The sequence below is a fragment of the Piscinibacter lacus genome (genome assembly GCF_016735685.1).
Taxonomy (GTDB): Bacteria; Pseudomonadota; Gammaproteobacteria; order Burkholderiales; family Burkholderiaceae_C; genus Aquariibacter; species Aquariibacter lacus.
The window spans coordinates 2,165,095-2,178,329 of the sequence record NZ_JAERRA010000001.1 but is presented as its reverse complement, the minus strand read 5'-3'; the positions used below and the strand labels follow the sequence as shown (position 1 = coordinate 2,178,329).

The 13,235-nt window shown below is 72.0% G+C and carries 10 protein-coding genes; all 10 read right to left on the bottom strand.

The window, feature by feature from the left end; genetic code table 11:
• Window positions 1-181: 181 nt before the first annotated feature.
• The 10 genes from JI742_RS09780 to gcvT all read right to left on the bottom strand — a co-directional run bounded on the left by JI742_RS09780 (window position 182) and on the right by gcvT (window position 13,208).
• Entirely contained in the window at window positions 182-541 is a 360-nt protein-coding gene (locus JI742_RS09780) for a hypothetical protein (protein WP_201826027.1), read from the bottom strand.
• 198 nt (window positions 542-739) lie between these two features.
• Window positions 740-2,131 carry a GGDEF domain-containing protein gene (locus tag JI742_RS09775; protein ID WP_201826025.1) on the bottom strand — a complete coding sequence of 464 codons (1,392 nt, stop codon included), beginning with the start codon at window positions 2,129-2,131 and terminating at the stop codon, window positions 740-742.
• Between the two features lie 199 nt (window positions 2,132-2,330).
• Entirely contained in the window at window positions 2,331-3,704 is a 1,374-nt protein-coding gene (locus JI742_RS09770) for a metallopeptidase TldD-related protein (RefSeq protein WP_201826023.1), read from the bottom strand.
• 8 nt (window positions 3,705-3,712) lie between these two features.
• Window positions 3,713-5,179 (bottom strand): TldD/PmbA family protein, encoded by a 1,467-nt coding sequence (locus JI742_RS09765; RefSeq protein ID WP_201826021.1) that lies wholly within the window; start codon window positions 5,177-5,179, stop codon window positions 3,713-3,715.
• 253 nt (window positions 5,180-5,432) lie between these two features.
• Complete coding sequence (locus tag JI742_RS09760) at window positions 5,433-6,089, bottom strand: PEP-CTERM sorting domain-containing protein (RefSeq protein ID WP_201826019.1); 657 nt, start codon at window positions 6,087-6,089, stop codon at window positions 5,433-5,435.
• Window positions 6,090-6,123: 34 nt separating this feature from the next.
• A complete protein-coding gene (locus tag JI742_RS09755; protein WP_201826017.1) occupies window positions 6,124-6,759 on the bottom strand; it encodes a hypothetical protein in 636 nt (211 codons plus the stop codon).
• Between the two features lie 112 nt (window positions 6,760-6,871).
• Window positions 6,872-8,392 carry an L-serine ammonia-lyase gene (locus tag JI742_RS09750; RefSeq protein ID WP_201826014.1) on the bottom strand — a complete coding sequence of 507 codons (1,521 nt, stop codon included), beginning with the start codon at window positions 8,390-8,392 and terminating at the stop codon, window positions 6,872-6,874.
• 148 nt (window positions 8,393-8,540) lie between these two features.
• Window positions 8,541-11,444 carry an aminomethyl-transferring glycine dehydrogenase gene (gene gcvP / locus JI742_RS09745; protein ID WP_201826012.1) on the bottom strand — a complete coding sequence of 968 codons (2,904 nt, stop codon included), beginning with the start codon at window positions 11,442-11,444 and terminating at the stop codon, window positions 8,541-8,543.
• Window positions 11,445-11,556: 112 nt separating this feature from the next.
• Complete coding sequence (gene gcvH, locus JI742_RS09740; RefSeq protein ID WP_201826010.1) at window positions 11,557-11,928, bottom strand: glycine cleavage system protein GcvH; 372 nt, start codon at window positions 11,926-11,928, stop codon at window positions 11,557-11,559.
• A gap of 77 nt (window positions 11,929-12,005) precedes the next feature.
• Window positions 12,006-13,208 carry a glycine cleavage system aminomethyltransferase GcvT gene (gene gcvT, locus JI742_RS09735; protein WP_201826008.1) on the bottom strand — a complete coding sequence of 401 codons (1,203 nt, stop codon included), beginning with the start codon at window positions 13,206-13,208 and terminating at the stop codon, window positions 12,006-12,008.
• Window positions 13,209-13,235: the final 27 nt, after the last annotated feature.

Genomic DNA, 13,235 nt, shown 5'->3' with positions numbered 1-13,235 from the left:
GGACCTCCGGCTAATCGATGCCATCCCCGCATGCGTCGAAGAAGCTGCAAAGCGGATCGGTGACGACGCTGTGCGCGCTTTCTTTGCAGGCTATGCCGTCGAGCAAGACACGGCACTGGCCGCGTAACGGCAGACCACTTCATCAAACAAGCCCGCCCCCGCGCGGGCTTTTTCACGCCACTCAGTGCGCCGCCTCGAAGCGGCGGATGCGGCTTAGTGAATAGGCCATGGCTACGCGGGCCGTGCCACCGTCGCCCGCCTGGGCCACCACGGCCTGCCGGCCGAGCCCGGCCTGATCGAAGCGGTGCGGGCGCTGCTGGCGGAGCGGATCCAGCGGCGGGCCTATCAGGCTGAGCTTGAGGCTCTGGTGCAGGCGTGCGTGGAGGCGCCGGGTGGGGTTGAGTGAGGTGCCGAAGAATCCTCGGTGCCTGACCCGGCGGACTGACCATGTTGTTGGCTTCGACAAAATGGACTGCTGCGCACCAATGGTGAGGTCGACAACGGATTCACACCCGGTGTAGGCATTAGGGTAGGCATCCATGGTGAATTTCTGCCTAAGTGCATGATTCACAACGTCTGTGGCCTCCCTCCGACTCCGCCAAGACCCCCAAGCCCCGCATGCCGGGGCTTTTTCACGTCTGCATGCTGCCAACGATCGGTCGGCAAGTCCGGCCTTTCGGCCTGGGCAGACGCGATGCCACCGACGGTTGACGACTGCCCGGCAAGGGCCGCCACCGCATCAAGCGGTCGGCGTGGGCGCGGCGGCTTTGCCCAGGGCCTCGGCGGCGGGCGTGCCGGTCCGTTCGGGCGTCGAGGGCATGGGGTAGCAGGCCACGCGGTTGCGGCCGCCGCGCTTGGCTTCGTACAGGGCCTGGTCGGCGGCGTGGATCAGAGCTTCGCCGTCGAAGCCCACGGCATCGGTGCCGGCCACGCCGACGCTCAGGGTGATGCGGCTGGCTTCGGGCTGCTCGCGCAGGGCCACGCTGTCGATCAGGGCCTGCGCGATGCGCTGCGCGCGGTGGCTGCCGTTGTCGGTCAGCACGACCAGGAATTCCTCGCCGCCCAGGCGGGCCACGATGTCGGCGGCCCGGAAGCCGCTGCGCAGTTGCTCGGCCAGCGCCTGGAGGATGCGGTCGCCCGCGGCCCGGCCATGGCGCTCGTTCACTTGCTTGAAGTGGTCGATGTCGATCAGCAGCAGGCTCAGTGCCCCGCGGTGCCGCTGGGTCAAGGCCAGGGCCTGCTGAAGCCGGGGTTGCAGGCCGCGTCGATTGAGCAGGCGGGTCAGGGGATCGATCTGCGACAGGTGGGCCAGTTCGGCCTGGGCTTCTTCCAGGGCTGCTTCGCGCTCGCGCAATTGGGCTTCCAGGTCCATGCACCTGCCGTGCAGGCGATGGCGCATGCGCTCCAGGGCCTCGGTCAGCGCCTGCACTTCGCGGCTGCTTGCGGGGGACGCGGGCAGGGGCGTGTCGAGCGAGCCCTGCTCCAGGCGGTGCGCGGCGGTTGCAAGTTGCGCCAGTTCGCCGAGCGACCTCCGCGCCTGGCGGTGAAGCAGGGCGACCAGCAGGGCCGAGCCCAGAAGCCCGGCCAGCAGCCGCTCCAGCGTGTCGGCGCGGAGCAGCGCCTCGGCCGGGCCGAGATCCTGCCCCAGCAGCAGCCAGGCGCTTGCGCCGCCGCGCGCAGCGGTCGCGGCGGGCCAGGGCCGCGCCGTGCTCAGCCGCTCGCGGCCATCGGGCCAGCGCAGCATGCGGGGCGCCGGCTCGCCCGGGACGAGCAGCTCGGCGGGGGCCGGATGCCATGGGCTGCCGTGGTCGGGCGCAGCCTCGACCCCGCCGACCAGCGCGCCCCGGCCGTCGACGATCTGCAAGACCAGACCGGCCTCGCCCGCGCGTTGCGGCAGCAGGGCCTGTAGCCGCGCCAGGCCGGCGGCATCGGCCCCCGGCACATCGCGGGCAAGCTGCACGGCCACGGCGGCGAGCGATTGCAGCGCCAGGCCCGATTGCGCGCGAAGCTGTTCCGTCTGCCGCTGATGCGTCCACAGCGACAGCCCCAGCATCAGCAGGGCCAGCAGCGAGCCCAGCATCAGGCTCCATCGGGTGGGGTGGCTGAGGGGGCGGGGGAGAAGGGCGTTCATCCGGCCGGACTCCTTGATCCGGCAGGCGCCGGCCTCCACCGGCGGCCGGCGCCTGCCGGCTCAGGAGGCCCGGGTCGGCTCGTGCGCTATCGCACAGTCTGGGTCGTGGGCCGCAAGCCGAAAGCCGGGAAAGCAGGCTGGAAGAGGCCTTGTTCGGGCCATCGCCCGGCGCGCGCCGGGCCCAGCGGCGGCCTCGCCCTCACAGCGTCAGCCGGAACCCCTCGACCAAGGCGCCGGGCGTGGTGATCGAGGCCAGCATCCGGCCGCCGTAGGTGTCGTTGTGCGGCACCAGCTCGGCCCGGTCGGTCAGGTCGATCAGGCCTTCGCCGAAGAGGCGCGGCACCTCGTCGTCGAAGCGCATCACCGGCAGCGGGGCCACCAGCCGGCCGTCTTCCACCCAGAAGCTGGCGAAGCGGGTCATGCCGGTCAGGCGGCAGGCCTGGCGGTCGCTGTAGTTCAGGTACCAGAGGTTGCTGATGTAGAGGCCGGTGCCCAGGGCCTGCAGGGCTTCGGCCTCGGGCAGGCGGCCGGGCGCCAGATGCAGGGCCTCGGGGAATTCCTCGGCGCGCGCGCCATTGGGCGGCAGGCCGTATTCGCGGGCCGAGCGCGGGGCATTGAGCGTGCCGCCCTCGGCCGGCACGCGGCCGGCGACGATCAGCGGCACCTGCGCCGGCCGGGCAAAGCCTTCGGCGGTGAAGCCCGGGGCGATGCCGGTGGCGAAGTCCTCGCTCAGGTGGAAGCGCGCATCCAGGGTCTGCTCGCCCGCGGCCAGGCGGCACAGCGGGGACACGCCGGTGCGCCGCGCCTTCAGCCCGAAGCCCATCCAGCCCAGGGTGCCCAGGATCTCGACCATGGCCGCCGGGCTGAGCAGGGCGCGGTAGCGGCCCGGTTGCAGCGGGCGCGGCGCGCGGGCCAGCAGGGGCAGGCGCTCGCGGGTCTGCTGCACGCGGGCGGCGAAATCGGCTTCCTGCCAGCGCGTGCCGGCCAGCTCCTGCTTCACGGCCTTGTCTCCGTGGTGATAGCCGCACCAGCTGTAGAGGAAGCTCTCGCTGCGATGCCAGTGGCGCGAGCCCAGGCTGTCGGCCTGCGCGCGCAGCACCGGGCCGCCGGCATAGAAGCCGACGAAGTCCAGGCCCTGGGCATGGCGGGTGGTCTGCTCGATCACCGCCTCGGCCGTGGGCAGGGCGCCGCGGTCGTCGCGGCGGCTCTGCGCGGCCTGTTCGGGCAGGGCCAGCCAGGGGTCTTCGGGCACATGGTCCAGGTCGGCGAGCAGGGCATCGCGCTCGGCGCGCAACAGAGCCAGATCGCGGTCCAGGTCGCCGCTGAGCGTGGTGCTGGCCTGGGCGCGACGCTGGCCGCGCACCACGCTGACGGTGGCCTCGGCCTGCACCACGGCGGTGGCCTGGCGCAGTGCCGCGCGGTTGAAGCGCAGGAAATCGCTGGCCTCGGCCTCCAGGCTCAGGCCGATGCGGTCACAGCCGGCCGGCGTGCTGCCGCACAGGCCTTCGGCCAGGGCCTGGAAGCCGGCTTCGTCGATCAGGCCGGCCGGGTTTGCGGCGGGTGCCGCGTGCATCGGGCCGCTCATGAGGCCGCCCCGAACACGTCGACGCCGCGGAACAGGCAGGCCGGCGCGGCATGGCCGACGCGGATCACCTGGGCCGGCTCGCCCTTGCCGCAGTAGGGCGTGCCCATCACCTCGAAGGTGCTGGCATCGCCCACCATCGCCAGCGAGCGCCAGAAAGTGGCGCTGATGCCGCGGTAGTTGGGCGTGCGCACCACCTCCGCCAAGCGGCCGTGGCGGATCACCTGCCCGTGCTCGCAGCCGAACTGGAACTTGTTGCGCGAGTCGTCGATGCTCCACGAGCAGTTGGTGCGCATCAGCACGCCGTGCTCGGTGGCTTCGATCATCTCGGCCAGGGTGCTGCTGCCCGGTTCCACATTCAGGTTGCTCATGCGGTCGATGGGCGCGCGGTTCCAACTGCACGCACGGGCCGTGGCTACGCCATCCAGCGGCAGACCGGCGGCACGCGCCCGGGCCTGGCTGAGGTGGCCGCCGAGCGGGCGCTTGAGCAGGCCGGCCTCGATGATCATCTCCCGCGTCGCGGGGCTGCCTTCGTCGTCGTGGCCGAAGCTGGCGAACTCGAAGGCCTGGGTCGGGTCGTGGCTGACGTTGAGCAGCTCGCTGCCGTAGCGATAGTGGCCGAACATGTCCGGCGTGACGAAGCTGGTGCCGGCGAAGTTGCGCTCGTCGCCCAGGATGCGGTCCAGCTCCAGCGGATGGCCGATGGACTCGTGGATCTGCAACATCATCTGGTCGGGCATCAGCAGCAGGTCCATCGTGCCGCTGGGGCAGGACGGGGCCAGGGCCAGCTCGACCGCCTCGCGGGCGACACGGCCGGCCTCATGGTCCAGGCCGGCGCGGTCCAGCACCTCCAGGCCGCCCTGCTGGCACCAGCCGTTGTACTGGCCAGCATGGGTGCGCACCTGGGTGACGCTGCCGGCGCGGGCCGTCACGCTCAGCGAGGGGGTGAGGAAGCTCCAGCGCTGCGCAATGCGGCTGCCGGCGCTGTCGAGCTGCAACTGCTCGGTCTCCACGCTCCACAGGCTTGCGGCGCGGTCGACCACCCGGGCATCGACCTGCGCGGCGGCGCTCCAGCCGCGCAGCCAGTCCAGCTTGCGGGCCAAGCTGGCGCCGGCCAGCGGCTTTTCCACCGTGCTGGCATAGCGGCCGGCGGCGCGCGGCGGGGTGTAGGCGCCAAAGTCGAACACCGCCCGGCCGGCGGCTGCACGGGCCAGGGCATGGGCGCGAAGGAAGGCGGCGGCGAGGCCGGCCTCGGAGGTGTCGGCCGTGGCCGCGAAGCCCTGGCCGCCGTCGATCACACTGAGCATGACCCCCGCATCCCGGCTGCGCTGCGGCGCCTCGGCAACGTCCTGGCGCAGGGCCAGCTTCTCGGAGCGCTCCACCACGCCGCGCAGCGACCAGTGGGCGGTTGACGAGGGCAGCGCCGCGGCCGCACGGGGCGCAAGCGCTTCAAGGGTGTCGAGCATGGCGGCCCGCAGCGCTGCTTGCGCAGGCCGCGAAGGTTCGAGAGGGTGGGGTGCCCGTCCGTCCGCAGGAGGCCCCCGGGCGGGTTATGACGGCAGGCGCCGCATCGCCTGCCGGGCCCGCATCACTGAGGTGTCCGAGCCGCGAGCAGTGTAGCCAGCGCTCCGTGCTTGACCCGCCCGGCGGGGGTATGGCCCGACGCGCAGGCCACGATCATGCGCCGCCCGGCCGCCAGCCGGCGCGGCAGCCCCGATCTCAGGCGCGTCGGCGGCTCAGCAAGGCCAGGCCCAGCAAGCCGCCGAAGAGCAGCAAGCTGGTGGACGCTTCAGGCACCGGCGCGGCCATGGTCGAGATGCTGAGGTGGATGTTGTCCATGTCGAGCAGCGTGGCGGCCTGGACGATGCCCATGCCGCTGTCGCTGAGGAAGAAGGTGGCGTCGGATGAACCCACGGTCGGCGGGTCGAAAAGGTTGAGGCCAATGTCGCCCCCCGCGCTCACCTGGGTGACGGCGAACATCACGATCAGGTCCTGCGGCAGGGCCAGGCCGCCCAGGCCGGTGAAGCTGACCGTCAAGGACTCGCCGCTCAGGATGCTCAGGCCGCTGACCGTGAAGGCCGGCGCAATCAGGCTGGGCGTGGGCGTCGACGGGTCGAAGAAGCGCAGCTCGGCATCGAAGCTGGCATCCGTCCCGTTGTTGAAGAACTGCGTCTCCACGCGCTCGACCGTGCTGGGCGCACTCAGCATCACCCGGTCGCCGAGCTGGGTGGCCCCGGTGCTCGAATAGAAAACCGTCAACCCGGTGTCGGTGCCGGTGTTGTCGTAGGCATCGCCTGCGGCGACCGGGCCGGCACCGCCCAGCGCCATCCCCAGGGCCAGCAGGGGAGCGGCCAGCTTGCGAAACATGGCAATCATGAAAAGCTCCATTTGAAAGTCAAGATGCCGCGGCTCAGCGGAAGATGCTGGCATAGGCCTTGGGCACCAGAACCAGCGGCAGATTGCCGCTGCGGCTGTAAGTCAGTCGCACCTGCACCGAGGCCCCCGGTGCCAGCACGCCGGGCACGTTCTTGAAGGGATTTCCGCTCGGGCTGATGACGCTCGTGTTGCCGTCGGCATTGCTGAGCGTCCATCCGTTGGCGGCGCCAGTCACCACGATGGCGATCTGGTCCACGTCTTCTGCCAGGGTCTTGTTCGTCACCCGAACCGTTTGCTGCCAAATCCGGGCCGTGCGGTTGTAGGTGGGGGTGCCCGCCGTCACCCGCAGTTTGTCCGACGGGCCACCGCAGCTTCTCGTGGTCCGAATCGTGAATTGGCAGCGATCCAGGCAGACGGGATCATTGAAGCACTGGTCTAGGCAGTTTTGCGGGTTTAGATTGGCGCCCGTTGCACAACCAATGATGCATTCTTGGAAATTGTTCGGGTCATTGCATTCGTCGAAGCAGGCAATCACCGAGGAATCAAGGCAGAACTGGCTGGGATTATTCTCCTCGGCCATCCCCTGGGCCAAGGCTGAAGAGCCCAGCCCGAGATGGAGCAGAAATCCAAGGGCCAATGCGCGCAACGCGAGTTTCCAAGACTTGATCATGGTGGGGGCCTCCACGCGGGTCAGACCCGGGCGAGGTTAACGCCCCTGCCCCTGCCCCTGCCCGCAGGCTGGCTTCCCCCCCAAGCGAGGGGGCGGGACTTCTCCCGTCGGCTCAGCAAGCCACGATGTGCACGGCCAGTCCGCCCAGCGAGGTTTCCTTGTAGCGGGTCTGCATGTCGGCGCCGGTCTCGCGCATGGTGCGGATCACCTGGTCCAGGCTGACATGGTGGCGGCCGTCGCCGCGCAGGGCCATGCGGGCGGCGTTCAGGGCCTTGACGGAGGCGATGGCATTGCGCTCGATGCAGGGGATCTGCACCAGGCCGCCGACCGGGTCGCAGGTCAGGCCCAGGTGGTGTTCCATGCCGATCTCGGCGGCGTTCTCCACCTGCTCCGGCGTGCCGCCCAGGGCGGCGCACAGGCCCGCGGCGGCCATTGAGCAGGCCACGCCGACTTCGCCCTGGCAACCTACCTCCGCCCCGCTGATCGAGGCATTGCGCTTGTAGAGCCCGCCGATGGCGCCGGCCGTCAGCAGGTAGTCGATCAGGGCGCGGCGGCGGGCGGCGTCGTCCGCATGCGGCACGAAGCGCGCCAGGTAGTGGCCCACCGCCGGCACGATGCCGGCGGCGCCGTTGGTGGGCGCGGTCACCACCCGGCCGCCGGCGGCGTTTTCCTCGTTCACGGCCAGGGCCCAGAGGTTGACCCAGTCCAGCACTTGCAGCGGGTCGTCGGCGCGGGTCCAGCTTGCCGGTGGGGCGGGCGGCTGCGAAGCCTCGCCTTCGGGCCGAATCTGCAGGGCAGCGGCGGCCTGCGGGTCCAGCGCGCGGAGCAGCCGCGCCGCGCGCCGCGGCACGCGGAAGCCACCGGGCAGCTCGCCCTCGCGCTTCAGGCCGCGCGCCACGCAGGCCGCCATGGCATTCCACAGGCGCAGCAGGCGCTGGTCGATCTCGGCATCCAGGGCCGCGTCTTCAGCACGGGCCCAGCGCGTGGCCTCGGGGCTCTGGCGCAGCCAGGCGCGCTCGTTCGCGCGCTGCTGCGCGGCCATGCCGCCGCCGTGCGCCGCGCAGCAGGCCAGCAGCTCGGCGGCATCGCGCCAGATGCGGGGCAGGGCGGGGCCGGCAGGCGGGGCGTCGAAGGCCGCGGCATCGCGGGCGGCGGCCTCGGCCTCGTCGACGACGAAGCCGCCGCCCACCGAATAGGCCGCCCACTGCGCCAGCAGACGGCCATCGGCGGCGAAGGCCTCGAAGCGCAGGCCGTTGGGATGGTGGGGCAGCGGCCGCTCGCCGGCCCAGCACAGGTCCTGCGACTCGTCGAAGGCGATGGCGTGCCGGCCGCCCAGCAGGCCGATGCAGCGCTCGGCCCGCATGGCGGCCAGCCGCGCCGGCACGCCGTCCACGTCCACGCCCTCCGGCGTCTCGCCGACCAGGCCCAGCAGCACCGCGCCGTCGCTGCCGTGGCCACGGCCGGTCAGGGCCAGCGAACCGTGCAGGGTGACGCGCAGCCGCGCCGTGGCGCCCAGCAGGCCGGCCGCATCAAGCCGTTCGGTGAAACGCCGCGCGGCCACCATCGGCCCCACGGTGTGCGAGCTCGACGGGCCGAGGCCGATCTTGAAGAGGTCGAAGACGGAGAGGCTCATGGCGTGGGAGGGGCGCGACGCGCGACGAGGCAGGGCAGAGTGTCCACCCCCGCGCAAGCTTCGGGCCCGGACGGGCCCAAGGGTTGCACGGCCAGGCGGCCGGAGTGCAGACCCTCGGCGCCCCGGCCCGGCCCCTGCCCCGGGCCGCTCAAGCCGCGTAACTCTCCACCGGCGCGCAGGTGCAGAACAGCTTGCGGTCGCCGTGGACGTTGTCCACGCGGCCGACCGGCGACCAGTACTTGCTGCCGCCGCGCAGGCTGTCCAGCGGCCAAGCGGCGGCGCTGCGCGGGTAGGCGTGCGGCCAGGTGTCGGCGCCGACCTGCTCGGCGGTGTGCGGGGCGTGCTTGAGCGGGTTGTCCTCGCGGCCCCAGGCGCCGGCCTCGACCATGGCGATCTCGCGGCGGATGGCGAGCATGGCCTCGATGAAGCGGTCCAGCTCGGCCTTGGGCTCGCTTTCGGTCGGCTCGACCATCAGCGTGCCGGCAACCGGGAAGCTCAGCGTCGGCGCATGGAAGCCGTAGTCGATCAGGCGCTTGGCCACGTCTTCCGCCGTGATGCCGGTGGCCTCCTTGATCGGCCGCAGGTCCAGGATGCATTCATGCGCCACGCCGCCGCCGGCCAGGTCGGCGCCGCCGGTGTAGAGCACGGGGAAGGCGTCCTTGAGCCGGGCGGCGATGTAGTTGGCCGAGAGGATGGCCGTCTCCGTCGCGCGGGTCAGGCCCTCGGCGCCCATCATTCGGATGTACATCCAGGTGATGGGCAGCACGGCGGCGTTGCCCAGCGGGGCGGCGGAGACGGCGCCGACGTCCTCGCCGTTCACCCCTTCGTCCGCGCCCTTGGGCAGGAAGGGCACGAGGTCCTCGGCCACGCAGACCGGGCCGACGCCCGGGCCGCCGCCGCCATGCGGGATGCAGAAGGTCTTGTGCAGGTTCAGGTGGCTGACATCGCCGCCGAAGGCGCCCGGCGCGGCCAGGCCGACCAGGGCATTCATGTTGGCGCCGTCCACATAGACCCGGCCGCCGTGCTGGTGCACCAGGGCGCAGAGGTCCTTCACGCCTTCCTCGAACACGCCGTGGGTGGAGGGGTAGGTGATCATGATCGCGGCCAGCTTCGCGCTGTGCTGCTCGATCTTCGCGCGCAGGTCCGCCAGGTCCACATTGCCCTGCGCGTCGCAGGCGACCACCACCACCTTCATGCCGACCATCTGGGCCGAGGCCGGGTTGGTGCCGTGGGCCGAGGCGGGGATCAGGCAGATGTCGCGATGGCCTTCGCCCCGCGTGCGCTGCCAGCCCCGGATGGCGAGCAGGCCGGCATACTCGCCCTGCGAGCCGGCATTGGGTTGCAGGCTGATGCCGGCATAGCCGGTGATCTCGCACAGCCAGTCGCGGAGCTGGGCGTCCAGCTCGGCATAGCCGGCCCGCTGTTCGGCCGGGGCGTAGGGGTGGATCTGCGCGAATTCGGGCCAGGTGATGGGGATCATCTCGCTGGTCGCATTGAGCTTCATCGTGCACGAGCCCAGCGGGATCATGGTGCGGTCCAGCGCCAGGTCCTTGTCCGAGAGCTTGCGGATGTAGCGCAGCATGGCCGTCTCGCTGTGGTGCTGCTCGAAGACCGGGTGCCTCAGGTAGGCGCTGCGGCGCTGCAGCGCGGCCGGAATGCGCGGGGCCATGCCCTTCTCGAACACGTCGAAGTCGGGCCGGCTGGCGCCGCGGGCGAAGACGGTCCAGAGCGCGTCAAGGTCGGCGCGGGCGGTGGTCTCGTCCAGCGTCACGCCCAGGCGCGCGCGGTCGACGCGGCGCAGGTTCATGCCGAGCTCGACCGCGTGGGCCAGCAGAGCCTCGGTCTGCGCGCCGGTCTGCACCGTGACAGTGTCGAAGGCGGTGTCGTGCTGCAGCGTCCAGCCGAGCTGCTCGATGCCCTCGGCCAGCGCGGCGGTGTAGCTGGCCACGCGTTCGGCGATGCGGCGCAGGCCGGACGCGCCGTGGTAGACCGCGTACATGCTGGCCACCACCGCCGGCAGCACCTGGGCCGTGCAGATGTTGGAGGTGGCCTTCTCGCGGCGGATGTGCTGCTCGCGCGTCTGCAGGGCCAGGCGCAGGGCGGGCTGGCCGTGGGCATCCACGCTCATGCCGACCAGGCGGCCGGGCATCGAGCGCTGGTGCGCTTCGCGGCAGGCCAGGTAGGCCGCGTGCGGGCCGCCATTGCCCATGGGCATGCCGAAGCGCTGGGTGTTGCCCACCGCCACGTCGGCGCCCAGCTCGCCCGGTGGCATCAGCAGGGTGAGGGCCAGCAGGTCGGCCGCCACGATGGCCAGGCCGCCCTGGGCCTGGACGGCGGCGATGGCGCCGCGCAGCTCGCGCACCGCGCCCTCGACGCCCGGGTACTGGAAGAGCGCGCCGAAGCAGGGCGTTTCGGCAAGCACGTCCTCGACCGACTCGGCTGGGCCCACCACGATCCGCAGGCCCAGCGGCTCGGCGCGGGTGCGGATAACGGCCAGGGTCTGCGGCAGCACGTCGTCGGCGACGAAGAAGGCCGTGGCCTTGCTCTTGCCGACGCGCAGCGCCAGCGTCATCGCCTCCGCCGCGGCGGTGGCCTCGTCCAGCATCGAGGCATTGGCCACCGGCAGGCCGGTCAGGTCGACCAGCATGGTCTGGAAGTTCAGCAGCGCTTCCAAGCGGCCTTGCGAGATCTCGGCCTGGTAGGGCGTGTAGGCCGTGTACCAGACGGGGTTCTCCAGGATGTTGCGCAGGATGACGCCCGGCGTGTGCGTGCCGTGGTAGCCCTGGCCGATGAAGCTCTTGAGCACGCGGTTCTTGCCGGCCAGGGCCTTGAGCTCGGCCAGCGCGGCAGCCTCGCCCACCGGCGCGGGCAGCTTCATGGCGCCGCGGCGGATGGCCGCGGGCACGATGGCCTCGATCAGCGCGGCGCGGCTGGCGGCGCCGACGGCGCCCAGCATCTCGGCCTCGTCCTGCGGCCCGGGGCCGATGTGGCGGGGGCCGAACTCGCGCTCGGTTTCGAGCTGGGCCAGGGGGGGGAAGGAAGGCATCAGCATGGCGGTCTCCTGCAAGAGGGCGGGGAGGGGGATCGACAGATCGCTGGAAAAGGGCGGGCGCCGCAGCGGCGCCGGCGACGGGGTGGCAGGCCCGTCGCCGCGGTGGGGCGGCTTACTTGGCGGTCAGCGCCTCGTAGGCGGTGGCGTCCATCAGCGCATCGAGCTGGCTGGCGTCGTCCAGCTTCACCTTGAAGAACCAGCCCTCGGCCAGCGGATCGCGGTTGGCCAGGGCCGGGTCCGCGCGCAGCGCCTCGTTCACCTCGATGACCGTGCCGCTCACCGGCATGTAGAGGTCGGCGGCGGCCTTGACCGACTCGACCACGCCGGCGACGGCGCCCTGGTCGTGGTGCGAGCCGACTTCGGGCAGGTCCACATAGACGACATCGCCCAGCGCATCTTGCGCATGGACGGTGATGCCGACGGTGGCGGTGTTCGCATCGGTGGGCTCGATCCACTCGTGTTCGGCGGTGAACTTGCGGCTCATGGTGGGTTTCCTGAGGAAGAGATAGGGGGAGAGAAACGGGGCGATCTGTCGGACGCCATGCGACCGCGGCCAAGCGGTCAGGCGCGACGATAACGGTGCGGCACGAAGGGCAGGGCGCTGACCGTCACCGGCACGCCACGGCCGCGCACCTGGGCGAAGAGGGTGCTGCCCTCGGCGGCGCAGGCGGCCTCGACATAGGCCATCGCGATCGGCTGGGCCACGCCCGGGCTCAGGGTGCCGCTGCAGACGCGGCCGACCGGGCGGCCGGCGGCGTCGTGCAGCGCGGCGCCGTCGCGCACCGGCACGCGCTCCTGGGCCAGCAGGCCGACGCGGCGGCGCGCCGGGCCCTCGCGCAACTGCGCCTCGACCACGGCCGCGCCGGGGTAGCCGCCGGCCCGTGCGCCGCCGGCGCGGCGGACCTTGGGGATGGACCAAGCCAGGCCGGCCTCGATCGGGGTGATGGAGACATCCAGCTCATGGCCGTGCAGGCAGAGGCCGGCCTCCAGCCGCAGCGTGTCGCGCGCGCCCAGGCCGGCGGGCTGCACCGCGGCATCGGCCAGCAGGGCTTCGGCCAGGGCTACGGCCTGGTCGGCGGGCACCGAGATCTCGACCCCGTCCTCGCCGGTGTAGCCCGAGCGCACCACCCAGCAGGCTGCGCCGGCCAGCTCCACCCCCGCGCCTTCCATGAAGCGCAGGGCATTCAGCGTGTCGGCCGCGCCGGGTGCGACGCGGGCCAGTGCCGCGACCGCCTCCGGGCCCTGAAGGGCCAGCAGGGCGCGGTCGTGCAGGCGGGTGGCGGTGATGCCGGCGGGCAGGCCGGCGCGCAGCAGGGCCAGGTCGGTGTCGGCATTGCTGGCATTGACCACCAGGAAGACCGAGCCGAGCACGCCGCCCAGCGCGCCTTCGGGCGGCCGGGCGATCATCAGGTCGTCGACCACGCCGGCCTCGGCGGTGGTGAACTGGCTGTAGCGCTGCTTGCCGACCGCCAGGCCCAGCACATCGGCCGGCAGCAGGGCCTCCAGCGCGGTGGCGATGGCCTTGAAGCCAGGGCCATCCAGCCGCACCTGGCCCATGTGCGAGACATCGAAGAGCGCGGCCGCCGTGCGCGCATGGCGGTGCTCGGCAACCTGGCCCTGGGGGTAGCTCACCGGCAGGGCCCAGCCGGCGAAGGGCACGATCTTGCCGCCCAGGCGCTGGTGCAGCCCATGCAGCGGGGTGCGCTGCGGCTCGACGGGGGACGGGGTGGCGGGGGCGGGTGCGGAGTCGGAGGCGGCGGTCATGGACGGACGGTGGCGACGGGGCGGGCC